The 23,975-nt window shown below is 52.6% G+C and carries 21 protein-coding genes; 3 read left to right on the forward strand and 18 right to left on the reverse strand.

Translation table 11 applies throughout. The features are described 5' to 3' along the window. The first annotated feature begins 7 nt into the window (after window positions 1-7). Genes Q672_RS24150 through Q672_RS24160 form a run of 3 tightly spaced genes read left to right on the forward strand, consistent with a single transcriptional unit; the run spans window position 8 to window position 2,585 of the window. Window positions 8-892, forward strand: a complete 885-nt coding sequence (locus Q672_RS24150; RefSeq protein ID WP_160169802.1) for a glycosyltransferase — start codon at window positions 8-10, stop codon at window positions 890-892. Continuing rightward, window positions 889-1,710: a glycosyltransferase family A protein gene (locus tag Q672_RS24155; protein WP_022985034.1), complete on the forward strand. Its 822-nt coding sequence runs from the start codon at window positions 889-891 to the stop codon at window positions 1,708-1,710. Before Q672_RS24150 ends, Q672_RS24155 begins: the two co-directional genes overlap by 4 nt. Beyond that, window positions 1,707-2,585: a glycosyltransferase family 2 protein gene (locus Q672_RS24160; protein WP_022985035.1), complete on the forward strand. Its 879-nt coding sequence runs from the start codon at window positions 1,707-1,709 to the stop codon at window positions 2,583-2,585. The genes Q672_RS24155 and Q672_RS24160 overlap by 4 nt, the downstream gene beginning before the upstream one ends. On the opposite strand, the gene Q672_RS24165 is transcribed toward Q672_RS24160, so the two are convergent. The 18 genes from Q672_RS24165 to Q672_RS24250 all read right to left on the reverse strand — a co-directional run bounded on the left by Q672_RS24165 (window position 2,546) and on the right by Q672_RS24250 (window position 23,883). After that, a complete protein-coding gene (locus Q672_RS24165) occupies window positions 2,546-3,397 on the reverse strand; it encodes a sulfotransferase family protein (protein ID WP_160169803.1) in 852 nt (283 codons plus the stop codon). The genes Q672_RS24160 and Q672_RS24165 overlap by 40 nt on opposite strands. 61 nt (window positions 3,398-3,458) lie before the next feature. Further along, window positions 3,459-4,403 (reverse strand): ATP-grasp fold amidoligase family protein, encoded by a 945-nt coding sequence (locus tag Q672_RS24170; protein WP_022985037.1) that lies wholly within the window; start codon window positions 4,401-4,403, stop codon window positions 3,459-3,461. 7 nt (window positions 4,404-4,410) lie between these two features. After that, window positions 4,411-5,157, reverse strand: coding sequence for a class I SAM-dependent methyltransferase (locus Q672_RS24175; protein ID WP_022985038.1), 747 nt, complete (start codon window positions 5,155-5,157; stop codon window positions 4,411-4,413). A gap of 239 nt (window positions 5,158-5,396) precedes the next feature. After that, the gene (locus Q672_RS24180; RefSeq protein WP_022985039.1) at window positions 5,397-6,365 is read right to left on the reverse strand and encodes a glycosyltransferase family 2 protein; all 969 of its coding nucleotides are present in this window, start codon (window positions 6,363-6,365) and stop codon (window positions 5,397-5,399) included. A 37-nt stretch (window positions 6,366-6,402) separates the two neighbouring features. Next, complete coding sequence (locus Q672_RS24185; RefSeq protein WP_022985040.1) at window positions 6,403-7,704, reverse strand: oligosaccharide flippase family protein; 1,302 nt, start codon at window positions 7,702-7,704, stop codon at window positions 6,403-6,405. A 75-nt stretch (window positions 7,705-7,779) separates the two neighbouring features. Next, a complete protein-coding gene (locus Q672_RS24190; protein WP_022985041.1) occupies window positions 7,780-8,562 on the reverse strand; it encodes a sulfotransferase family 2 domain-containing protein in 783 nt (260 codons plus the stop codon). A gap of 35 nt (window positions 8,563-8,597) precedes the next feature. Then, window positions 8,598-9,608: a UDP-glucose 4-epimerase GalE gene (gene galE, locus Q672_RS24195; protein ID WP_022985042.1), complete on the reverse strand. Its 1,011-nt coding sequence runs from the start codon at window positions 9,606-9,608 to the stop codon at window positions 8,598-8,600. Window positions 9,609-9,731: 123 nt separating this feature from the next. Continuing rightward, window positions 9,732-11,105: a phosphomannomutase/phosphoglucomutase gene (locus Q672_RS24200; protein WP_022985043.1), complete on the reverse strand. Its 1,374-nt coding sequence runs from the start codon at window positions 11,103-11,105 to the stop codon at window positions 9,732-9,734. Window positions 11,106-11,289: 184 nt separating this feature from the next. Further along, on the reverse strand, window positions 11,290-12,939 hold the full coding sequence (gene pgi, locus Q672_RS24205) for a glucose-6-phosphate isomerase (RefSeq protein WP_031226288.1): 1,650 nt from the start codon (window positions 12,937-12,939) through the stop codon (window positions 11,290-11,292). A gap of 2 nt (window positions 12,940-12,941) precedes the next feature. After that, a complete protein-coding gene (locus tag Q672_RS24210) occupies window positions 12,942-14,219 on the reverse strand; it encodes a UDP-glucose dehydrogenase family protein (protein ID WP_031226290.1) in 1,278 nt (425 codons plus the stop codon). 108 nt (window positions 14,220-14,327) lie between these two features. After that, entirely contained in the window at window positions 14,328-15,221 is an 894-nt protein-coding gene (galU, locus tag Q672_RS24215) for a UTP--glucose-1-phosphate uridylyltransferase GalU (protein WP_031226292.1), read from the reverse strand. Next, entirely contained in the window at window positions 15,214-15,579 is a 366-nt protein-coding gene (locus tag Q672_RS24220; protein ID WP_022985047.1) for a VanZ family protein, read from the reverse strand. The genes galU and Q672_RS24220 overlap by 8 nt, the downstream gene beginning before the upstream one ends. Window positions 15,580-15,589: 10 nt before the next feature. Then, entirely contained in the window at window positions 15,590-16,756 is a 1,167-nt protein-coding gene (locus tag Q672_RS24225; protein WP_022985048.1) for a nucleotide sugar dehydrogenase, read from the reverse strand. Between the two features lie 355 nt (window positions 16,757-17,111). Further along, a complete protein-coding gene (cysC, locus tag Q672_RS24230) occupies window positions 17,112-17,729 on the reverse strand; it encodes an adenylyl-sulfate kinase (RefSeq protein ID WP_022985049.1) in 618 nt (205 codons plus the stop codon). Window positions 17,730-17,779: 50 nt separating this feature from the next. Further along, a complete protein-coding gene (locus Q672_RS24235; RefSeq protein ID WP_022985050.1) occupies window positions 17,780-18,136 on the reverse strand; it encodes a four helix bundle protein in 357 nt (118 codons plus the stop codon). Between the two features lie 77 nt (window positions 18,137-18,213). Then, on the reverse strand, window positions 18,214-19,986 hold the full coding sequence (locus tag Q672_RS24240; protein WP_022985051.1) for an SLC13 family permease: 1,773 nt from the start codon (window positions 19,984-19,986) through the stop codon (window positions 18,214-18,216). Window positions 19,987-20,215: 229 nt separating this feature from the next. Continuing rightward, a complete protein-coding gene (locus Q672_RS24245; RefSeq protein WP_022985052.1) occupies window positions 20,216-22,174 on the reverse strand; it encodes a polysaccharide biosynthesis protein in 1,959 nt (652 codons plus the stop codon). 275 nt (window positions 22,175-22,449) lie between these two features. Then, window positions 22,450-23,883 (reverse strand): MBL fold metallo-hydrolase, encoded by a 1,434-nt coding sequence (locus tag Q672_RS24250; RefSeq protein WP_022985053.1) that lies wholly within the window; start codon window positions 23,881-23,883, stop codon window positions 22,450-22,452. Between the last annotated feature and the right edge of the window lie 92 nt (window positions 23,884-23,975).

Consider the following 23,975-nt stretch of genomic DNA (forward strand, 5'->3'; position numbering starts at 1 on the left):
CACTCGCATGAATTGGCCGCTGGTAACAGTCTACATACCGACATACAACCGGCCCGAGATGCTTGAGCGCGCCGTAGACTCGGTGCTTAGCCAAGGTTATGACAACCTTGAAATCCTGGTAGTGGACGATAGCTCCGAATCCATCCATCAGAAAAAACTAGAGCAGCTGTCCTGCCAGAAAGGGTTCACCCTGTTAACAAACAGACATCAAAAAGGGGCATGTGGAGCAAGAAATACAGCCATCATGAATGCAAAGGGGCTCTTTATTACCGGGCTGGATGATGATGATGAATTCCTGCCAAATCGAATTGAACAAATGCTGGAAGCATTTGATCATGAAAAATATGCGGCTGTATCTACAACCACCTTTGTACAACTGGGTAACAATGATCGTGTTTTAAGGAATGCTGACCGAGGAGTCTTTCACACAGAAGATCAGCTCCATTACAACAAGATTGGTAACCAGGTTTTCACGCTGACCGAAAGGCTCAAGAGCATCGGAGGCTTTGATGAAAACCTGCCGGCATTTCAGGATTACGATGCATGGCTACGCCTCTCATGTGACTACGGACCGATTCTGAAAATAGATCTGCCAAGCTACATCACTCATACCGAGCACGAAAACCGGATCTCGAGCAGCTCGCAAAAAAAAGAAAGGGGCCTGCAGTTATTCAGACAAAAGCATGCCGCATTAATGAACAAAGAACACAAAAAATCCTTAAAGCTACTGGAAATGCAGCACTCTGGTAAAAAGATCCCCCTGTGGGAGCTGTTTTCCGTCATTTCAACAAAAAACTGGAAACCCGCAGTCAGTCTCTACCTGGACCAAAACGTACCCAGCCTGGCAAAGCATATCCGGTTATTGAAGTTGATGATGGCGAGGGCACGATGAGCCACACCAAGTTAACGCTTGCTATAAGCACCCTTACATCCAGGCTAGACGCCGCACTTACAGTATTTGATAAGCTTACGCCGTGCGATTCGGTAGAGATGCTTATTCTGGTTCAAGGGGGCGCCTCAGAGGCAGAAAACGGAACAGATTCAGGTACGGTACGGATCGAATATCTTGATACCCTGGGTCTCAGCCATAGTCGAAATGCTGCTCTTGAAATTTCCAAAGGCGACTTTGTCTGGTTTCTTGACGATGATGTGGCGATCGATAACCAGGACCTTAACTGGCTACTTCGACAGCTTGGGAACCACTCCGCCGTTCATATTGGCCAGATAAAATGCTCTGATTGCGACAACCTTTATAAAGACTACTCTCGAAACAGAGAGGGAAAGGTTGGTGCACTTAGAACAAGCTCTATCGAAATCATTGCCCCAAGGCAGAAAATCCAGGATGCTGGAATCAAGTTCAATACACAAATTGGCTTGGGTACCGCATTTCCCTCTGGAGAAGAAAACCTGTTCTTGCTGGACGCGCTTGCGTCAGGGCTCATTTTTCAACACCTGAACCGCCCGATCATCAGTCACCCTTGCCTGCTCGAAGAACGAAAACCCGGCAATAGCTGGAAAAATCAAGCATTGGTGAGATCAAAAGGAATTATTGCAAGGCATGTCGGGGGTATCACCGGCATTACACTTGCCATTTGGTGGGGTGCAAGAGCCTCTTACTATAACCGCTCACCCATCGGCATGCTGTGGGTTCTAAGCTCTCTGGTCCATGGCCAATCAATCACGAACGGGATCCGAGATAATAAACGATGAAGCAACATAACGATTTCGCTGAAGCCTCCCTTTCCGTTACGGCACCCACAGTGAGCATCATCACCCCCTGCTTTAATGCAGAACACACGCTTAAAAAAACCGTCGACTCCGTTCTGGCCCAATCTTTCCAGGAATGGGAGCTGCTGCTTATAGACGATCGCTCCACTGACAACACCTATGATGTGGCACAGAAACTGGCAAGGACTGACAGCCGTATCAAGGTATTACAGCTTGCGAACAACGGCGGCGCAGCCAAGGCGAGAAACCATGGAATCGAGCACGCAACAGGACAGTTCATTGCATTTATTGATGCTGACGATCAATGGGAAACAGAAAAACTGAGCACACAAATCAAATGGATGATCGAACAACAGTGCCCGCTTTCCTATACCGCCTATAGCAGATCAACCCCTGAAGGGGCGCTCATCAATTGGGTTGGTGTCCCCAAAAAGATAAACTATCGGGAATTGTTAAAAACAAACTACATAGGATGCTCGACGGCTATATATGACTCTAAAGCTATTGGCAAAGTCTACATGCCGGATATCCGCAGAAGGCAAGATTACGGGCTGTGGTTACGCATCCTTAAATTAATTCCGGAAGCGAGGGGGATTAATACCCCGCTGACAGACTATCTCGTGCATGACCAGTCTTTATCAAGCAACAAAAAAGTCAGTGCGAGCTACAACTGGAAGATCTACAGACAAATCGAAGGGCTCTCTCTGCTCACAAGTGCTTACTATTTTTTTCAGTATGCAATCAGGGGAATACTGAGAACTAAAGCACCCGGGCTATCAACCAAGCTCGGACTGTTACACACTACGGACAAGAAAATTCAGCCCAAGGGCCCGCCGGGCTCATCGCGTAAAGCATAACCGAGCTTTTCCGCTACGACTCTGGTACGCTGAATGACATAGCGAGCCTGATCTTCTGACAAAGACGCTTTCCAGCCATCAATATTTTGAGTGATTTTTCTTGATACCTGCCGGGACCTGACGCGCATATTCGAGCTAGTGGTTTCATTGTCCAGATAGGCCGTCTCTCCCGCATCGAGAATAGCAGGATCATAAGACAGGCCGGCAAAACGACAAACCTCACCAAAGACCTTCTCGGGCGACATCGTAAGATCCTCGAACCGAACGACCAAAACCTGCTCCTTCTCGGCCAATGCAAGCACCTGATTATTATCGTTTATCCACCGATCAATGCATAAATCCAGATCATGGAAACGCTTATTAAGGGATGAAACCGTGTCCAGAGGATTTCGAATCATGGCAACCATTTTATGGTCTGGCACAACCTTGCTAATTCTATCCACACAGTAAAGATGCTTCGGTGTTTTTTCTAATACGCATTGTTTTTTATCGGAGAGTGCAAAATCCTGCCATTCGGCGAGAATTCTTGAAGACATATAAAGGGAGTTTTTGTACGGGAGGAAAAGATTGCTTTCTTTACCGATGGAAAGAATATCGTTATGTCTTCCAAGCTTTGCTGCCAACAGGGTGGTCCCACTATGCCCACAGCCAACAACAAAAACCGTATTAACCGTAATTCTGACAGGGCGAAAAAACCAGTCTTCGATTTTGGTGACTGCACGCTTCAAAAGATACTTGAACAAGAAGCGAAAAGTTACCTTATGAATCACCAAAGACTTAATCGTGAACATCCCTTTAGCATTCTCTGGCATTATTTTGTCGATACCCGACTCCAAATTCGCCTCCAATACATCGCGAATAATCAGGCGTTGATTACCTGAGCAGAAACTGATTCAGCACATTGGCATAGCAGGAAGCGATGAACCCTTTGGGTTGCCCATTGAAGAAATAGGCATTCCTGATATCCCATGATCTGGAGAGGCTGGAATCAGGATCAGACGCCGAGGGGATATACATATAACCTGCCTGGTTATAAACCGTAATTTCGCCCAACCACCAATGCGTCCCATCAAAAAGCAGATCCACTCTGACATGATCAAAATGAGAGCCAAGCAGACTGGCAATAGTGACAGCCTCTTCAATTCCAGCGGGCAAGGTCAACTTATGATCCTGACCGGCTACGGTCGCCTGTTCAGGGCTACTTATCAGCTCACCGTTTGGGTCATATTCCCATGCATTAGCCCGAATTTCACTAAAGCGGCCTGAGATATGAACAATTCGTTTAACTTCTTTACCAAAGGTAAAGATCTTGACTTCATCAAGGTCGCGGGAAACTCCGGCTATCAAGTCCTCCCAGAAATATTTACGCGGCACACAGGAATAAGCCCACTCACCATGTTCATAACCATGGTTATAAGAAAGCCAGTCACTTGCCACCCTCTCAATTTCTGCTCGTGAGATTCCCCCTTCTTCAACAAGAAGATTAGTTCCACAACCATGATTTGCCTTCAAAACGCCGGCTCGGCTTATCAGTTCCTCAGGCAACGCATCAATGGATAAGCCCTCCCAGCGAACGGGGGATATGTTAAGTTCGGGAACCTGTTTCGCCACCCATGCCTTACACGCGATTTTATCTGAGAGCGTAATAAACCCGGGGTTGCGATCAACAAGCTTTCGCCACAGAAACTTTTCGTTGATCGACCGCGGGAAGGCAATATCAGGAAAGCACCCTGTTCGCCGATAAAAGTACGCGATTAGAACAGGATGCCTAAGCCAGAAAAAGCCGTTTACGGCGATTCGCCAGAGGAAAATCTTCATTGCAGATTCACTTCACGGCTTTTGCGTATAGAAGCGACCACCGAAGTCCGAATCCGCCTTCGACTTCATCAACACCCAAAAGCTCCGTTAGCGTAGAAGCAATCGCATTTTGGTCTGCTTTCACCAACCCGAATAATGACTGGCAAAACCCAACAAGGTCATTAAAGGTTGAAAAGGTCCAATAGAATTCGCGAAATGTCTCTTCAATTTTATCGAAGCCTGCCTCCGAAAGCAGAGAGGTAAAATCTCCGCGTCGAAAAAACACTCCTTCGTGGCCCGTCAAGGTCCATTGGTCAACGGGGCCATTAAGAAACGTTGCCACAGGGGTTTCATCAAGCACATCAGCAACAGCGATTACTCCACCGCTTTTCAACGCCGAGTGGCAACCTTTAAAAAAGTCAAGAATTTGCTCTCGATCCAAATGATGCAAACCCGCAAGACTGCCAGCCTTGTCGAGTGGGCGCCCGAAATCGGGCATCAGAAAAATATCAGAATGATAGGTCTCATATCGACCACCAAGAGGCTTGGCAAAATCTTCAGATGGCTCGACGCAAACCGGGGCAGAGCCCGAGCGATGAAGGCCATCCGCCAGATACCCGCCGCCGGCCGGAGCATCGAGAATAAGCTCACCAGGCCTCGGATCGAGCATTTCAATGAGAATCGCCCTTTCTTTTTCTCTGGCGTCAGGAAAGCGATCCATTGCTGCATTGTAGCTTTCCCCCCGCACGTCAAATACATCCGTATAAAAAGACACGCTATATTCCTTTAAAAGTTTAAAATTTCATTACCACTTGATTATTTGCCAACTAAACCCGTTAGCAACAAAGTAGATAGTTAAGCCCCTTCGATTAACTCAATGCATGCTTATTCTTTGAGAAAAGACAGAACCACTGCACGCTTCAGGCCACCCCTGGCATTAATGCTCGTCGGGGAATGCAAGGGTTTATTCAGGAACCCCTAATTTGACACTATTCTTCCAAACACAACCAGATATTAATTCCTGGTTTTAATTAATGCGGGTATTCGCTTGGCAGAATCCCAGACACGTCCACCCCCTGGAACAAACAAGACGGCGAGCTTTAAAACGTAACGAACATCCGGATAAGCAATAAAATTTGAAAAAATCAGCCGATAATCAATCTTTTCATTCAGCCCCTTTGAAATGGCAACATATTTCACTGCCGCCAAAGCTGAAGCGATAGAGAGAAAACGCCTCTCCAACCTTGAAAGACTATTCTTTTTCTCGGTCAGACTCGCAAGGAGAACTTCCGCCCCTTTTAGATGCTGATCGCTCTTTGCTCCAGTCATGATCGATGATGGCCTGACTCTTTTGAAATAGAGCACCTCATCGAGCACAAAAAACTCATCTACCGAAAGCATTAATCGATAAAAAAATTCCGTATCTTCATGAAAATATTCATGAAACTTCAACCCCTTCTCTTTCCATATCGATCGTTTAGTCACATAGAGAAAGGCATTGACAGTCCAGCGCCCTTGCTCACAAAAGCAAGAAATGATTTTCTTTCTGTCAGCCCTCCCGGCAGGCAGGCCACGAGAGTGATCGGGAAAACAGCTGCGGTCGATATTTCCCTCATCCAGAAACAAATCACCAGATATAAGAACACACTCGACCTCCGGCTCATCTTCAAATACCTGCTTGAAGCGCTCAATAGCATCGGGCGCAAGCATGTCATCAGAATCCAGGAAGTAAACATAATCTTGCGTTGCAAGATCAATTCCCGTGTTCCTGGCCGGGCCAGGCCCCTGGTTTTCCTGTGAATGCACTATCACAGGAAAAGGAAACACAAATTCATCAATAATTTTTAGCGAGTCATCTGTACTACCGTCATCAACGATAACCAACTCATCCGGGTGCTCAGACTGCTCAACAAGGGCCACCAAAGACGATCTCAGATATTTTTCTGCATTGAACACCGGTAAAACAACTGAAAGCCCACCCATATCCCTTCTCTCTTCCACTTATTCTTTTAATCGCCCCTCATAAAAATGAGGGACGAATCTTGACCCGTTTAATAACGCAGTAGGCAACAAATACATTAACAACAAAATGGCCAGCCACTGTACCTAATGCGGCACCAGAAGCACCCCACAGTGGAATCAAGGCAACAGCGATACCCGCACTTACGATTAACCCCAGCAACTGCGACCAGACGACATCGCGCTCAAAGCCTGTCATTGCCAACAAAATGAGTGCCGCGCCAAACAAAACATTCACCAGCTGCCCAATCGACAATATTACCAAAGGGAGATAAGAAATCTCTTTAAAGTCATCACCAAAAACCATCCCCACTATATTTTCGCCAAACACAATAAACACGAGTGCAATGGGAAGTGATAACAGAAGACCATTCAGAGCCGACTGTGACAGGATTTTTTTTACTTTACGTCGATCATGGTTCCTCCATGCCTCGACAATATAAGGCGGGATAACAATATTTATTAACACCAATGCCATACCGACAAAATACGCGCCTCGCTCAGCCACCCGGAATGCAGCCACGGCTTGGTCAGTATCCATAAACCCAAGCAGCAACATTGCCATATGGGTTCCAAGGACTTTTATCAGGTTAATGAAGAAAAAGGGCAGCAACATTCTTATCCAGTTGCCCGTTGCATACCGCTCACCTTGCCTGGCACCAGAAAAACTTTCTTTGCTTGTCAGCACAAACCATGACAAGAACAAAACCAGGACCATCGCGACCATTTGGGATAGCAGCCCACTTGCAACAGTAAGCTCACCAAACCAGAAAACCAGCGCGACAATAGCAAGCAAAAAGAGTGGATGCAGGAAAAGGGAAAGAAACACAACCCAAAAAGGTTCTTTCATTCCCTTCAATAGCCCGTCCCTGACCGCCCCCAGCCCCATTAAGGGAAGCATCACAATAACGATCCAGAGGTAGGACCATTTTTCACCATCAGGTATTAGTGACAGCTGTATCGCCAGAAGCCCAAGCATGCAGAACAATGCTGAACATGAAACCACCCAGACAAACGCTGCCCTTGCAACACTCTTGAACCTGTCCAGGTCTTCATCGTGCCTTGCAATTGCAACTTCTCTTGTCAGAATAGACCTGACTCCACCTGTAACAGGAACAGCAAGTACGGCGAGCAGAGTCATCATGAATGAGTACTGGCCAAAAGATTCAGCCCCCAGATTACGGGCCAGTACGATGCTCGTTATCAAGCTAACCGGGATTGCAACTATCCGGAAAAAACCCATCCCTAACAGTTTGGACAGCAGCCCTCCCCGCTTTTTTTTAACATTCTCTTTATCAGGCATTTCCGTATTCCCACCGAAGCCAGTTCGCCATCGGCTATCTGTGATTCAACCCGCAAGGCGCAGTTAAAAGCCAGATTAATTAGCCATATATTCCTTTATTGCCTGATAGTCCGATTGATAGCCAAATCTCTCCACATCTTCCCGGTAACGATTGAAGACAAGATCCAGAATATCTTTATTTTTATAGTAGTCCCGATAGTCGTAACTGGCAGACCGGTTGGCAAACTCAAGACTGGAAAAGCCGAACCTCTCCACCAAAGAAGGATAGCTTTCATTGATCTCTTCCAGCTTGAAGATATCTTGTGGTTTGTGGGGAGCCAGATGGTCCACCAGATAGCTCTGACTCATAAAATGGCGATCGCAGACCCGGTCAGGAATTTTTGCTATTTTTCTTACAAACTCCTCAAATGAATCTGACAGCTTCAAGTACCCGCCAAGATACTCATCATACAGAAAGCCGCTTCGTTTTATTTTTTCCATATCTTCAAACTTGTTAATATACGCTGAAACCAGGCGAGCAAAGGGGTTTCTTACGTAGGTAAACACGTATTTGTCTTCCAGACCCTTCACTTTTCCCCTTATCATCAACCGTGCTATTGCTGCCCGTCGTTTTTCGACATTATTCGCGACTTCCTCACCCTCTGCAGCAACAACCATTGAACGTTTTATAGATGTGCAAGCGGCTTTTGGCATTACCAGGTATGCCACACCAACGTCTTCAACAATCAAATAATCGGGTTTTTCTATCTTGCCAGCGACAAAGAACTTGCCTGCGTGCACGACTAATTTAACAACTCGTTTTAGCCGGTCAAAAAGTGCAACCGCAAAGAACTTCATAAAATCTACTTTCTCACCCATTTTTATGCCTCGGGCCTGCTATACCATTCTCATGGTCAATAACCATTGGGGTTAGCACTTTGCCAAGCCCAATGATCTCGACACATATCGCCAATTCCATGTTTCGCTTCCCAGCCAAGTCGCTCTTTCGCCCTCTGAGGATCCGAAAAGCATATTGCGACATCACCAGGACGCCGCTCCGACAATTCGTAGGTTATTTCCTTGCCGGAAGCCTGTTCGAAAGCTGACACCATTTCCAGTACGCTATACCCTTTCCCTGTTCCCAAATTCACAGTTTCCAGTCCACCATTGGCTTCCAGGAACTCCAGTGCGGCCAGATGCCCTGCAGCAAGATCCATAACGTGAATATAATCGCGAACCCCGGTTCCATCCTTGGTTGGATAGTCACTACCGAATACAGTGAGTTTATCGCGCTTCCCTACAGCGACCTGGGCAATGTATGGCATCAGGTTATTGGGAATACCGGCTGGGTCTTCTCCAATCCTACCGCTTTCATGAGCTCCTACCGGGTTGAAGTAACGAAGTAATACCAACCCCCAGCGGTTATCCGCGCGATAAAGATCGCGAAGCATATTCTCAATGTGCAGCTTCGTAGCCCCATAGGGGTTGGTGGCGCACAGAGGCGAGTCCTCTCGGATCGGAACAGAGGCCGGGTCACCGTAAACCGTGGCAGAAGAGCTGAATACCAATCGCTGCACACCCGCACGATCCATCGCCTCAAGCAAACGGATCGTCCCGACAACATTGCAATCATAGTAGCGCAGCGGCTGAGCAACCGATTCCCCCACCGCCTTGAGACCGGCAAAGTGGATCACCGAAGCGATGTCGTGGTCGGAAAACAGCGTATCCAGGCACTCTCCATCGCGAATGTCACCCTTGATAAAAGTCAGCTCTCGTCCTGTCAGCGTTTGCACGCGCCGCAGGCTTTCCTCACTGCTGTTGGAAAGATTATCCAGTACCACCACCTCATATCCCGCTTCCAGCAGCAGCAGGACGGTATGAGAACCGATATAGCCGGCTCCGCCGGTCACTAGCACTTTTTTCATTGGGGCATCCTGTTCCGGGGGTTCGTCCTAGACAGCAACAATCTTAACGCAGGAGCTTACCTGCAAGCGATTTTCCATACCGCTACAGTGATAGGAACGCTGCGGGCCGGCACCCAGGGGGTGTCAACCCACTGCCGCCATGGCTTTGGCAACATTGTCCTCGAAAAGCGCACGGATCCGGCCAAGCGCCTCGTCGTTTTCTGCCTCAAACCGGAGCACCAGCTTCGGTGAAGTATTGGACGCCCGACACAGGCCCCAGCCATCGGCATAATCCATGCGGATGCCATCAATCACCCTACGCTCCCCCTCACCAAATTCCGCCTGGGTCTGCAGATAGTCCACAATCGCAAACTTGCTTTCTTCCGTCACATCAATATTGATTTCCGGGGTAGTGCACAGTGAGGGATAGCTGGCGAAAAGAGCATCTGCATCGTTGCCGGAACGGCTGATAATGCCCAAAATCCGGGCAGCGGCCACCAGCGCATCATCAAATCCGTACCAGTCTTCGGCAAAGAAGATATGGCCGCTCATCTCCCCGGCCAGCAGTGCGCCGGTTTCCTTCATGCGCGCCTTGATCAGTGAATGGCCGGTCTGCCACATCTCTGGCTCACCACCCGCTCGACGAATCACCTCGAAGAGAATGCCGGTGCACTTCACGTCAAAAATGACCTTTGCCCCAGGGTGCCGGCTTACCATGTCCTCCGCCAGAGCCATCAGCAAGATATCAGGAAAGACCACCTCGCCCGAAGGTGTCACAACCCCTACCCGGTCACCGTCCCCATCAAACGCCAGCCCCAGATCCGCTTTCTCCGATTTGACCGCATCTATCAGATCCACCAGATTCTTCATGTCACCTGGATCAGGATGGTGATTCGGGAAGCTACCATCTATCTCGCTGAACAGCGGTACCACGTCACAGCCCAGGACGCTCAGCACGGCCGGAGCCTGGATCCCCGTGATACCGTTACCGCAATCCACCACTACCTTCATTGGCGCGGCAAGGGAATGGTTATCCAGAAAAGCCCGCTGATAGCTCTCCAGGATCTCCAGTTCCCGATATTTTCCCTGCCCTTCAGCCAGCTCGTCATCAAGAATACGCTCGCGCAAGGCGGTGATGCGCTCACCGGACAAGGTGACCCCGTTAATCACGATCTTGAAACCGTTATAGTTACCCGGATTGTGGCTACCGGTCAGCATGACCCCAGAGTTAAGCCCCTCAATGTGGTAAGTCGCAAAATAGAGGGTCGGCGTCGGCACCATGCCAACATTGACCACATCACATCCCGCCGCCCGAAGACCATCACTCAGCGCCTGCAACAGCGCAGGCCCGGACAAGCGCCCATCACGCCCGACGGCGATCGCGGTCTGCCCCTGTGCCAGCACCTCAGAACCAATCGCTCGACCGATCTGAAAGGCAATCTCGTCTGAAAGGGTTTCCCCATAGATGCCGCGGATATCATAGGCACGAAAAATGGAGGCGGGCACAGCATGACTCATAGGTGATCTTCCTGAACGGAAAGAGTTTGGGACTCTCATGATACGTGAAATCAGTTGGTATCGCAGAAAGGAAGCCGCACAACCCAACCCGCTCAAGACCGGTAAGGCAAAAGCCGGGGTGTGGGCAACTCCCCATGCTTACAGGCGAATTTTAGCCTGGTGCTGAGTATATTGACGCTGCCGACTAGTCGCGGCTTTTTTGCTTCCGGGCAATGTGTCGGGCCAGCGCCTGTGACGAGGCATCCAGACCTTCAGCGTTATCCGGGTCGGTGAGTACCGCGAGCATATCAGTAGCGATCAGCTTCCCCATCTCTACCCCCCACTGATCGAAGGGATTGATACCCCAAATCACCGCCTGCACAAACACTTTATGTTCATACATTGCCAACAACGCACCCAAGGTCCCCGGCGACAACTCGTCCAATACCAGGGTGGTGCTGGGTTGATTGCCACGGTAACGCTTGTAGGCAGGAAGGGCGACTTTCGGGTCCAGTGCACGCTCGCCCAGGGCCAGCAAACGTGATTGGGCCAGACAGTTCGCATTGGCAAGGGCATGCTGACCTTCCAGCTCTACCGCTGCATCGGAGTGCATGTCCTCTGTATAGCGCCGTGCGGTCATCAGGAACTCACAGGCGATAGGCTGGGTCCCCTGATGCAACAGCTGAAAAAAGGCGTGCTGGGCATTCGGGCCAACCTCACCCCAGATCACCGGACAGGTATCGTAGTCCAGTGGCTCACCTGCCCGGGATACGCTCTTGCCGTTGGATTCCATCTCCAACTGTTCCAGGTAGGCCGGCAGGTGCTTCAGGCGTCCATCGTAGGGCAACACCGCGCGGGCAGGAATCTTCAGAAAATTGATATTCCAGACATCCACCAGAGCCAACATCACGGGAAGATTCTTTTGCCAGGGCATACTACGGCAATGCAGATCCATAGCATGGGCACCGCCCAGCATCTCACGAAAGCCGTCCATCCCAACCGTTAAGGCGATAGGCAGGCCAATAGCAGACCACAACGAATAGCGACCACCAACCCAGTCCCAGAACTGCAGTTGATTTGCTGGCATGATGCCCCACTCTGCCATGCGCCGGGGATTGGCAGAGATGCCAATAAAATGGCATCGCAATAACGATTCACTTGCATAGTCCAGGCCCAATCCTCGGGCAAGCCACTGACGTGCAGTCTTGGCGTTATGCAACGTATCCACTGTCGTAAACGATTTGGAAGAGACCAGAAACAGCGTAGTGCGAGGGTTTAGCTCCTGAAGAACCTGCGAGACCTGACTGCCATCCATCGACGAAGCAAAGTGAATCCGGGGCCGCGCCTGACCTTCGGGAGGGAGGCTGCATTGCAGTGCAAACGCCGCCATCAAAGGGCCAAGATCGGACCCTCCTACCCCAACGTTGACCACATCGGTAATCGCATCCCCGAGAACTCCACGCCAGTGACCTTTAAGGATACGCTCCACCATTCTCTCCATGGCATCCAGTTGCTCATGGACCTGTGGCGCATGTCCTGCTTCCTCTCGTAAACACCAGTGCTTTGCCGCTCGTCCCTCAGTGCAATTTACCTCAGCCCCATCAAACAAGGCATCCAGCCAATGACGAAGCTGACGCTCTTCCGCCAGCGCCACCAGTAAATCGCGGGCCTCATCGCTCATGCGCTGCTTGCTAAAGTCCGCCAATAGCCCGCAGGCATCAATGTTGAAGCGCTCAAAACGCTGCTCATCCGCCTCAAACAAGTCCGCAAGATGCAATGCTTTTTCCTGCGCAGCGCACTGAGTCAATTGCGACCAAAGGGAACTGATACTAAGAACGTCCTGATCCGGTACCATGTTTAACGCCCTATTCCTCGATAGATCAGCCCTTGCTCCCTGACAAAAGCCGGCTCGTAAATATTGCGGCCATCCAGGATCAACGGTTCACGCATCCTGCGCTTCAAGCGCTGCCAATCCGGGCTCCAGTAGGGCTTCCACTCAGTAATCAACATCAGCGCATCCGCACCCTCAGCGGCATCATAGGGATCATCACACAGTGTCAGCTCGCCCCTGCCCTGGGCCCAGTTTTGCAGATCCGGCAATGCCTTGGGGTCATGGGCAGTTACCTCAACCCCTTGTGCCCACAACGCCTCAATGACCTTCAAAGCCGGAGCATTATCGACCCGGTGGGTGCCGGGCTTGAACGCAACGCCCCACAAGGCCACTTTTTTGCCTGCCAAATTCCCGTGATGAAACTGCCAGAACTTGCGAAAAAGCACCTCTTTCTGTCGCTCATTGGTTTGCAGCACACGCTCAAGCAAGCCAGGCTCAGCCGCCAGCTTATTCAAAGCGTCTACCAGCGCCAGAACGTTGCTGCTCAGGCCCGGACCACCAAATCCACAACCGGGGTACAAGTAGGATTCGCCAATCCGCGGGTCGGCCCCCATGGCCACCCGTACAACATCGATATCCACCCCCAGCGACTCAGACAAACAGGCCATATCGTTCATATAGCTGATACGTGTCGCCAGAATGCCGCTGATCGCGAGTTTGGCAAATTCCGCCTCACGCAGACTCATGACATGAATCACGTCCTTGCGACGGTTGAAGGGGCGCAGCAACTCTCGAACCAGGGACTCCCCCTCTCCCTCTTCACAGCCAAGCAGAATGCTGTCCGGGCGGGTAAAGGTCTGGAAGGCATTCCCTTCCTGGATCAAATCCGGCAAAGCCACCAGCACAGCGCGCGGGTCAATCTGCTTGATAATATCCCGCAACTGCTCGGCAGCCCCTACTGGCCCCACGGTCTGGTTGACTATCACGCCGCACCCCGTGGAGGAGGCCAGGCGCCTTGCCAGGCCCTCTGCCGCGGCCTGCTCACCTGGCGGAAAAGCCAAAAAAACCGCGTCCGGTGCGGTCTGGGGCAACTCCTGCCAGAAACCCGGGATCAGACGGCCGCTCTCTAGCTGGTCCGCAAACAGGCGATCCAGCCCCTGCTCCCGGAACAAGGGGCGCCCGCAGGCAAGCCGCTCACGTGATGCCGGCTCAACAACGCGCCAGTTAACACGGTGGCCCGTCTGCGCCATGGCCGTAGCCGTTACCTGAGCGCACAAGGTGTCACCATAAACCGTTATATGCATGCTATCCCTTGGTTGTTCACCCGTTGAACCATCCATCGCGTGCAAACCGATACGACAACACGCGTCTCTCTCCTGGCGGCGTTTAAATTCCCTTTCGATCGAATACTGTCAATTTGCTGCAGATTCGGCCAGTTCTGCCGCCATGAGTTCCCTTGCCTTCTCACCCAGCTGAGGGTGACGGGAGGCATAATGCAGAATGGCCTGCAAATAGCCGACCTTATTGCCGCAGTCAAAGGTCCGCCCCCGCATAACGTATGCGTCCACCCGGGCGCGTTGCATCAGGGTTGCAATGGCATCGGTAAGCTGAATTTCGTTCCCTGCGCCCGGCGGCGTTTTGGCCAGAATGCCCATAATGTCGCCTGGAAGCACATATCGACCTACTACCGATAGGCATGATGGCGCCGCATCCACTGCGGGTTTTTCCACTACCGATGTCATTGGTGCAGACTCACCCGATGCTGGCACCTTGCCTTCGAGCGCCACAATACCGTATTGATCGACGCGCTCCTCCGGCACCTCTCTTACCATTATCTGGGCCGCACCACTGGCGCGGTAATGCTCCACCATGGCTCCCAAGTCTTCCTTCTGACCATCACAATCCACCAGCACATCAGCCAATAGCACCGCAAACGGTTCATTGCCCACCACTGGTGCGGCACACGCCACCGCATGCCCCAGCCCCAACGCCTGGTGCTGGCGCACGGAGATCACACTCACATCCTCAGGCAGAATATCGCGCACCTCAGCCAACAGCGCATGCTTGCCCTTGGCCTCAAGCTGCTGCTCCAACTCAAACTGACTATCAAAATAGTCTTCAATAGTGGTTTTCGCTGAGTGCGACACAAGAATGATTTCCTTGATACCAGCCCTCACGGCTTCCTTCACCACGTACTCAATGGCAGGGCGATCGACAATGGGCAGCATCTCCTTGGGAATAGATTTTGAGGCCGGCAACATCCTGGAGCCAAACCCAGCCACCGGTATAACCGCTTTTCTAACCATCATTCCCTCTACTTAAACACCGTTTACCGAGCCATAACACGAGCAACCCCAGACTCGCACCAAGTGCATTGTCCACCACATCCCACCAGCTGGTAGAGCGATACGGAATCCACAGTTGCATCAGTTCAATCAATCCACCTAACGTCATTACCATGACAAAGACCGATAAGGGGGATCGTCCGATCCCCCCCAGCAACAACGCGATCAAGGCACAAAAAAATACATGGGCGTACCCAGCAATACTGCCTAGTGACAAGCTCTTGCTGACCGCCTCGCGGATATCTCCGGGCAACAAAGCTCCACCAACAAAAGCGAGAGTAATGACGGCCAGCGGAGTCATTCTCAAAAGGCTAGGCATAAAGTATCAACTAATCACTGCCGAACAGATCACGGGTGTACACCTTATCCGCCACCGCCTCCAGTTCATCTACCATGCGGTTGGCAACGATGACATCACTCGCACCAACAAACTGATCAAAATCCTGCACGACTTCGGACCCGAAGAAGGTTGCATCCGCCAAAGCCGGCTCGTACACCAGAACCTCAACCCCCTTGGCTTTCAGGCGTTTCATTACACCCTGTATCGACGAAGCCCGAAAGTTATCCGACCCCGCCTTCATTACCAGGCGGTACACCCCCACTCTCTTCGGGGCACGGCGGAGAATATCCTCGGCCACAAAATCTTTACGGGTCCGGTTCGCATCCACAATCGCCTGAATCAGGTTGTTGGGCACATCACGGTAATTGGCGAGTAACTGCTTGGTATCCTTTGGTAGACAGTAACCGCCGTAACCGAACGAGGGGTTGTTGTAGTGGTCACCAATACGTGGATCCAGACAAACCCCATCGATAATCTGCCGGGTATCCAACCCGTGAGAGGCCGCGTAGCTGTCCAGCTCATTGAAGTAGGCTACCCGCATGGCCAGGTAGGTATTGGCAAACAACTTGATGGCCTCTGCCTCCGTGGAATCCGTGAACAGCATAGGGACATCTTCACGAATCGCACCTTCAGAGAGTAAGCCCGCAAAGGTACGTGCAGCATCGCAGTCTCCGCCAACCACAATTCTGGAGGGATAGAGATTGTCATAGAGGGCCCGGCCCTCACGGAGAAACTCCGGTGAAAACAGCAACCGAGAAGACGGAAAGGTTTGCTGCAGAGAGGCCGTATATCCCACTGGCACCGTAGACTTGATAATGATGCAGGTATCAGGATTAACCGCCTGCACATCGCGGATCACCGCTTCAACAGAGCGAGTGTCAAAATAGTGGGTTTCGGGGTCATAGTCCGTGGGGGTCGCTACCACCACAAAATCAGCCCCTTCGAAAGCGGTGGCTTTATCCGTGGTTGCCGTCAGCGCCAGCGGCTTGTTTGCCAGATAATCCTGGATCATCTCGTCTTCAATAGGGGAAATCCGACGCTGGATTTTCTCTACCTTGTCGGCATCAATATCGAGCGCCACCACCGTATTGTTCTGGGCCAGCAACACGGCGTTGGACAGCCCAACGTAACCCGTCCCGGCAACCGCAATCTTCATTCTCGCCCCCTAAGTTAAGACAAATATCCGGCCCTCCAGGCCGGACATGGAAAGCGCTCCAGTATACCGCCAGAGAGCGCCAACCAACACCTCCCGGGGCGGGCGGTGAAAGCCCCAATAGCCCCAACCTCAGGTATCTTACGCTGCCTGCCCCCCCTTTTGTTTGACCTGTCAGGGTGTCTCCCGCGTCGGCCGCAAAATCCTGCCGACAGGGCCAATGAGACAACGCCCAGGGTTCCGTCTTACGCTCCGCCGTAAACGTCCATGAGCCCCAAAAAAAGGCCGCACCCACTGACGGGCGCGGCCTTTTTCCGAACAAGGCGGAACCCTGGGTTCCACCCTGTAACGCGGTGCATTAAATGATCGCGGCGATCAGCTGCTTCACGCAGGCCTCAATGTCGTTTTCAGCCGTATTGACCACCACTTCAGGCTTCTCCGGCGCCTCATAGGGGCTATCGATACCGGTAAACTCCTTGATGATGCCCTGGCGAGCTTTCTGATAGAGCCCCTTGGGATCACGCTTTTCGCACTCTTCCAGCGGTGCATCCACAAAGACCTCCACGAACTCACCGTCCTCAAACAGCTCACGAGCTGCATCACGGTCAGCACGGAACGGGCTGATGAAGGCAGTTACGACGATCAAACCGGCATCGACCATCAGCTTGGCCACTTCAGATACCCGACGAATGTTCTCGGTCCGGTCCTCATCACTCATACCCAGGTTCTTGTTCAGGCCATGCCGTACGTTATCCCCATCCAGCAGATAGGTGTGCTTACCCTGCTCGGTCAAGGCCACCTCAAGGGCGTTGGCCAATGTGGACTTGCCAGAGCCAGACAAACCGGTCAACCAGATGCACTTCGGCTTCTGATCCTTCACCTTGGCACGGTCAGCCTTGGAGATATTGGATTCATGCCAAACAACATGGGCTTTGGATTCGTTGGCTTTTTCCTGGTACGGGGATTTGTCAGACATGCGTAATTCCTTATTTCAAAGTTACGAGTTACGAGTTACGAAAAGCAACTTCAACACTCATTCAATTCTCGCCTGATGCCATGAATCAAAGCACCAAGCATTCTGGAAAGTTGGTCGATTTCTGAAAGCCAAACACCGGCCACATGACCATCGATGTAGTCGATTTCGCTCCCAATATGAATTTGGGTTCTGAGTTCGCCGACTGAACCTTTTGCATAACTCCAGAACCGCCCCCTGTCACGAAGTGACACCCTTTCAAATCCCTCAGCAATATTACTGGGCACGGAAAGTGCAGACCGGGTTATCTGGTCTTTGAATCCAAAATCCCGGGATTCCTTGAAATGCCGGTACATCTCGACGCAAAGCGCCGCAGACCGGCGCCATACTTCCATCTCTTCAAATCGCATCCCTGCTTTGCTCCTTTTTACCCAGGACATCCTTGTCCCATATTGTTTTATTGCCTTTCGAAACTCGTTACCGCTTTTTAAAACCCCCAAACCACTGGAATCACAGCAAGACTAATCGCCCCGACAACCACACTCATCGGCAATCCAATCCGCAGATAATCCCTGAAGGTATAGCCACCGGGGCCCATCACCATCAGGTTGGTCTGGTAGCCCAGAGGGGTCATAAAGCTTGCCGAAGCAGCAAACATGACCGCCACGATAAACGGCATGGGGCTTACCCCAAGTTGTTCTGCCACACCAAGCGCGATGGGAAACACCAGCACCGCCGCCGCGTTATTGGTGATAACCTCAGTGAAGGCCGCGGTCAGCAAGTACACGATAACTAACGCCATAAACGGCGATAAGCCACTGTCCGGAAAGGCTTCCTGTACAATCCAGGCGGCAGCGCCGCTACTTTCCATTGCCTTGCCCAAGGCGAATGACGCCCCAATCACCACCAGCACCGGCAAATTCACACTCACATTCATGCGCGAACGGTTCACCGTCACACAGCGAAACGCCAGCATCAGCCCGGCCGCCACCATAGCCGCTTCCAGCGTGGACGCAACCCCCACGACATTAGCCAGGACCATCGCAACCAGGACACCCACCGCAATGGGAGCCCGGCGGAAATCCGGCGGGGTCGAATCCTTCAACGGGCTCACCAGCATGAAATCCCGACGGTAACGGTACTGCTCGACAAACTGCTGGCTGGTTTCCAGCAGCAGCGTATCACCGACCCGCAGCATCTGCTCCCCCACCTTGCCCGCCATCCGCCGGCCATTACGGCTAATGCTGAGGATGGCTGCCTGGTAACGGCTCCGAAACCCGGTCTCCTTGACGGTTTTGCCAATCCCCGGAAACTCCGGGCTCAGCACAACTTCAACCAGATGGCGCTGATGGTTGTTCAACCCCAGTTTGTGGACTGCCCCATGAGCGGACTGAAGACCACTGATACGCTGCAACTCACGAGCGCACTCCGGCACACCAACGAACGCCAGCAGGTCGCCTTCCTGAAGCGTCATCTCCGGACCAACAGCCGTAAACAGTTTGTCGCCCCGTTGTATCTCGGTGAGGTAGCCATAGGTCAGGCTTCGCAGACCCGCGTCCTGAATAGTTCGCCCGGCCAAATTACTGCCTTTGGCCACCAACATTTCCACATGGTATTCGCGAGCATGCTCCCATTGCTCCACCGTGCCCTCACGCTCTGGCAAGAGATAACGGCCCAGCAGCAGCATGAACAGCCCGCCACCCAACAGAACCGGGATACCGACCCAGGCCACATCAAAAATGCCAAACGCAGGAAGCCCTTTTTCCTGTACCAGACCGTCAACAACCAGGTTGGTACTGGTGCCAATCAACGTACAGGTGCCGCCCAGGATCGCCGCATAGCTAAGCGGCAACAGCAGTTTGGAAGCTGACAGCCGCAGCCTTTGCGCCCATTCCTGAACCGCCGGAATCATCATTGCGACTACCGTGGTATTGTTCAGGAAAGCGCTGAGCAGAGAGGCCGGTGCAATCAGCCGAAGTTGACTGGAAAAAATGCTTTTGGGCTGCCCCAACAACCGGTGGGCCACCCAATAAATCGCCCCCGTGTCACGCAATGCCGCAGCGACCACATACAGCGCAGCAATGGTCATCAGACCGGGGTTGGCAAACCCGGCCAATGCCTCTGCAGGCGTGATGATACCGGCAACCAGCACCGCCACCAACGCCGCCATCATGGTCAGGTCTGCCGGCAAGCGGTTAGTCGCCAACGCCCCTAACACCGAGGCCACAACAAGCAGCGTAATCAGAATATCCAGGCTCACTCAGCGAATCCTTACGGCGCAGAAACAACGGCAATGAACGCCGCATTTTACAGCGAAAAAAAGATATAAGAAGAGGTTACTCATTCGATATAGGCATAAGCAAAGAGTGAGAAGCCAGCAGCAAGCAGATGGGGGTCACTCTCAGAGGTAGCCTTTGACGCTCATGCCGGCCCGCACCGGGCTGGGCCCAAAGACGTCTGCCCTTAACATGCCCCCTGAAGCCCACCCCTCACTCCGGGAAAGACATAGCTCCAACAGCACGGCTCGGCAGCTCACGGGTGGGCATCGCTGCGGCTTTCTCATTTCCCACCGACCCGGGGGCATAGCCTGCTACATAGCTGCGCAGCAGTGCCTTCATGGCATCGTTGTCACCGCGCGACAACGCCTTGCGGAACGCCTCCAGAGCGAAATGAATTTCATCCCAGCTTAGCGTCTCCTCGCTGGCCTGCATGATCATGTCATGCTCAGTGCGGACGCTGCATTCACCGATAATCAGCTCTTCATACAGCTTTTCACCCGGACGCAACCCCGTAAATTCCAGGGCAATATCGCCTTGCGGGTTAGTGTCATCCTTCACCGTCAGGCCCATCAAATGCACCATGGTGGCGGCAAGATCCACAATACGCACAGGATCTCCCATATCCAGCACGAACACTTCTCCGCCTTTGGCCATAGCCCCCGCCTGAATCACTAATTGGGAAGCTTCCGGGATGGTCATAAAATAGCGAATAACCTCCGGATGGGTCACAGTGATCGGCCCACCACGACGAATCTGGTCACGGAACAACGGCACAACAGACCCGGAAGACCCGAGCACATTCCCGAACCGCACCATGGAGAACACGGTACCGGAATCACGAGACGCCATGGCCTGCAACACTAATTCAGCAAAGCGTTTGGTAGCGCCCATGACGTTGGTAGGCCGCACTGCCTTATCCGTGGACACCAGAATAAAGTGCTTCACCCCTGCCGCCTCGGCTCCTTGAGCGGACTCCAGTGTCCCAAGAATATTGTTGCGCACCCCTGAAGAGGGGTTCGCCTCCACAATTGGCACATGCTTATAGGCGGCCGCATGGTAGACGGTATCAATCCGGTGCGTCCGGCACAGTTGCTCCATGAGCCCCCGGTTCACCACGGAACCCAGCACCGGCACTATTTCTACCTTGAGCTTGCGTCCCTCTACTTCCTGCTCAAGCTCTTTCTCAATGGCATAAAGCGAAAACTCGCTCTGCTCTAACAGCACTAACCGGCTAGGAGCCAGCTTCAGAATCTGCCGACACAATTCACTGCCGATAGACCCCCCCGCGCCAGTGACCAGGACATCCTTGCCGCTGATACAGCGATGCAAGAGGTCCTGACGGGGTGGTACAGAATCCCTGCCCAGAAGATCCTCGATGGACACATCACGCACTTCTTCCAGGCGAGCCTTGCCCATCGCAATATCGACCAGTGCAGGCACGGTTTGTACGCGCAAGTTCAGCGTTTCCAGCCAGCGAACAATTGCCATACGACGAGAACGGCTAATAGAGGGCACCGCCAGCAATACCGCAGACACCTTCTTTTCCCGCGCGGCTTTTTCCAGTACATCACGCGAGACAATCGGCACTCCGGCAAGCAAGGTCCGATGTTTTCTCACATCGTCGTCTACCACCAGCGACGGAAAAAATTCAGTACTGGATTGCAACCCGGACACTAGCTGGGCACCTGCGCCTCCCGCCCCGAATACCGCCACAGGCTGGCGATTCAGTCCACCGCCCAGCACGCTCACCAAAAAGCGGCGCATCAGGAAACGGCTACCGCCCAGGTACAAGGTGGCGAGCATACCCCAAATCAGGAACACCGAACGCGGCACCGAAGCATCCGGTACCATATAAGACAAGCCGGCCAATACGCTCACTGAAACCAGCACCCCGGCAATCAACGACCACGCCACTTCCGCGCCGAGATAACGCACAATGGAGCGGTAAAACCCCGAGAGGTAAAGCACGGGCACCGCTACCAGCGGGGCAGCGATAAATAACCAGAGATCATCGAATTGGGGGGTAAAAGTATTCAGTCGCAGGGCGTAGGCCACCGCAACCAAGATGGGCAAGGCAATAAGGTCAGTGCCCAGCATGATGCAGCGCTTCAAAAAGCGCGAAGTCGACACCAACCGGGAAACAGAAGGGTAAAGCCACTCACTAGCCATCAGGGTCCATCCATGTGACCGAAATACGGTCCGGTAAATCAAAACAGTCAATGTGACCGAATTCACATTTCCTTGACCGAAGCGCGATTATAGCCCTTTCCGCGAAATATCCAACTGTCCTGCGGAAAATGAACACTATTCGCACCCCAAGAGATCAATTGCAGCCCAAACACAGCAAAAAAACCACAACGCAGATCATAGCCGCGCCGTCTTTTGCGATTTATTGCAATTACGACAAGGCCCTACCTCACCTTTCCCCGCGCCAGCCACTCGGTTTACCTCTGAGGGCAGCATGCCTGCAACTGAAGCCCTTCCGCCTGGTAAAGGTGCTCAAGGGCCTGCACAAGAGCGTGCTTGGCATCGTCATCGCCATGAACCACCCGGATTTGCGCAGGCCAATGCTGCATTCCTCTCACAAAGTTCAACAGATCCCGCTGATCGCCATGGGCCGAGTAACCGCTGATAGACGTCACCGGCAAGCGAATCGGAAACGATTGGCCTTCCAGCACGACACTCCCGCCCTGGCCCCGGGATTGAATCGTTCTGCCGGGTGTACCGACCGCCTGGTAGCCCACAAACAAGAGATTATGCCGAGGGTCGCCAAGCATGGCCTTCAGGTAATTTACAATGCGCCCCCCAGCACACATACCGCTGGCCGCAATCACGACTGCCGGGCGACCACTGTCTGCCAAATGCCGCACCATCTTCTGGTGGGCGGTATGGGTATCCACCGTCAGCAGCTGGCGAAACCCCAGTGGCCTTCGGCCCTGACGGTATCGGGCCCTTGCCTCTTGGTCCCAGCAAGGCTCCAGCTCCCGATAAATCCGGGTAAACCGGGTGGCCAAGGGGGAGTCAAGCACAACAGGCAAGTCCGTCCAATTCACTCCCTCGGCCAGTTCCCTGTCAGCATTGCGATGAATCAGGCTCTCCAGCTCGTAGAGCAATTCCTGGGTCCGACCAATACTGAAAGCAGGAATTAACAGCGTGCCTCTATCCTCCATCGCCCGAAGCAGAGCCCGCTCCAGCCGGGCAGTTCGCTCTGCACGACCTTCATGCAGGCGACCGCCATAGGTACTTTCTATCACCAGGCAATCTGCACGAGGCGGCGACTGCGGGGGAGCCAGAATAGGGGTATCCCGGGCACCGAGATCCCCTGAAAACACCGTAATATGGCCACCAGCATCCCGGCAGCTGACCGATGCAGACCCCATAATATGACCGGCAGGTAACAGTTGTATGTCAACGCTTACTCCCACCAGAGACACAGGCAACCAGTGATCATAAGGGACTGCCTGTAAACGGGAAGCCAACAACTGCAGGAACGCCTCTACCCGCTCCGGTTGCCGGCTGATGCCCAGCCGAAACGCATCCTCCAACACCACGGGTAACAATCGCGCGGACGGCACACTGCAGTAAATCGGGCCCTCATACCCCGCTGCCAATAGCCACGGCAGCCTACCCACGTGATCGACATGCACATGAGTCAGCACGACTGCCCGAACACGGGAAATATCGAAGTCGATAGCAAGATCTGACGCCGACGCGCCAGCCGGGCCGGTATCACGCCCCTGAAACAACCCACAGTCGATCAGTACAGAGGAAGACTCGCTTACCACCCACTCATGGGCCGACCCAGTTACCCCCTGCACTGCACCATGGTGCACCACATAAGGAAAGCTCCCATCCCGGGGCTCATCACGACAATCCATGTCGAATCCTCTATATAAGCTTCGAGCTGCGAGCTGCGAGAAAAGTCACCCAAGTCCCCCGCGCCTCGTTAGAAAAGCTTACCCCCGAAAGT

Origin of the sequence: Alcanivorax sp. P2S70 (assembly GCF_000475295.1) — a bacterium.
GTDB lineage: Bacteria > Pseudomonadota > Gammaproteobacteria > Pseudomonadales > Alcanivoracaceae > Alcanivorax > Alcanivorax profundi.

Coding starts and splice junctions, on each gene's coding strand:
- Q672_RS24150 (WP_160169802.1), top strand. CDS start 8: ATGAATTGGCCGCTGGTAACAGTCTACATACCGACATACAACCGGCCC.
- Q672_RS24155 (WP_022985034.1), top strand. CDS start 889: ATGAGCCACACCAAGTTAACGCTTGCTATAAGCACCCTTACATCCAGG.
- Q672_RS24160 (WP_022985035.1), top strand. CDS start 1,707: ATGAAGCAACATAACGATTTCGCTGAAGCCTCCCTTTCCGTTACGGCA.
- Q672_RS24165 (WP_160169803.1), bottom strand. CDS start 3,397: ATGCCAGAGAATGCTAAAGGGATGTTCACGATTAAGTCTTTGGTGATT.
- Q672_RS24170 (WP_022985037.1), bottom strand. CDS start 4,403: ATGAAGATTTTCCTCTGGCGAATCGCCGTAAACGGCTTTTTCTGGCTT.
- Q672_RS24180 (WP_022985039.1), bottom strand. CDS start 6,365: ATGGGTGGGCTTTCAGTTGTTTTACCGGTGTTCAATGCAGAAAAATAT.
- Q672_RS24185 (WP_022985040.1), bottom strand. CDS start 7,704: ATGCCTGATAAAGAGAATGTTAAAAAAAAGCGGGGAGGGCTGCTGTCC.
- Q672_RS24190 (WP_022985041.1), bottom strand. CDS start 8,562: ATGGGTGAGAAAGTAGATTTTATGAAGTTCTTTGCGGTTGCACTTTTT.
- galE (WP_022985042.1), bottom strand. CDS start 9,608: ATGAAAAAAGTGCTAGTGACCGGCGGAGCCGGCTATATCGGTTCTCAT.
- Q672_RS24200 (WP_022985043.1), bottom strand. CDS start 11,105: ATGAGTCATGCTGTGCCCGCCTCCATTTTTCGTGCCTATGATATCCGC.
- pgi (WP_031226288.1), bottom strand. CDS start 12,939: ATGGTACCGGATCAGGACGTTCTTAGTATCAGTTCCCTTTGGTCGCAA.
- Q672_RS24210 (WP_031226290.1), bottom strand. CDS start 14,219: ATGCATATAACGGTTTATGGTGACACCTTGTGCGCTCAGGTAACGGCT.
- galU (WP_031226292.1), bottom strand. CDS start 15,221: ATGGTTAGAAAAGCGGTTATACCGGTGGCTGGGTTTGGCTCCAGGATG.
- Q672_RS24220 (WP_022985047.1), bottom strand. CDS start 15,579: ATGCCTAGCCTTTTGAGAATGACTCCGCTGGCCGTCATTACTCTCGCT.
- Q672_RS24225 (WP_022985048.1), bottom strand. CDS start 16,756: ATGAAGATTGCGGTTGCCGGGACGGGTTACGTTGGGCTGTCCAACGCC.
- cysC (WP_022985049.1), bottom strand. CDS start 17,729: ATGTCTGACAAATCCCCGTACCAGGAAAAAGCCAACGAATCCAAAGCC.
- Q672_RS24235 (WP_022985050.1), bottom strand. CDS start 18,136: ATGCGATTTGAAGAGATGGAAGTATGGCGCCGGTCTGCGGCGCTTTGC.
- Q672_RS24245 (WP_022985052.1), bottom strand. CDS start 22,174: ATGGCTAGTGAGTGGCTTTACCCTTCTGTTTCCCGGTTGGTGTCGACT.
- Q672_RS24250 (WP_022985053.1), bottom strand. CDS start 23,883: ATGGATTGTCGTGATGAGCCCCGGGATGGGAGCTTTCCTTATGTGGTG.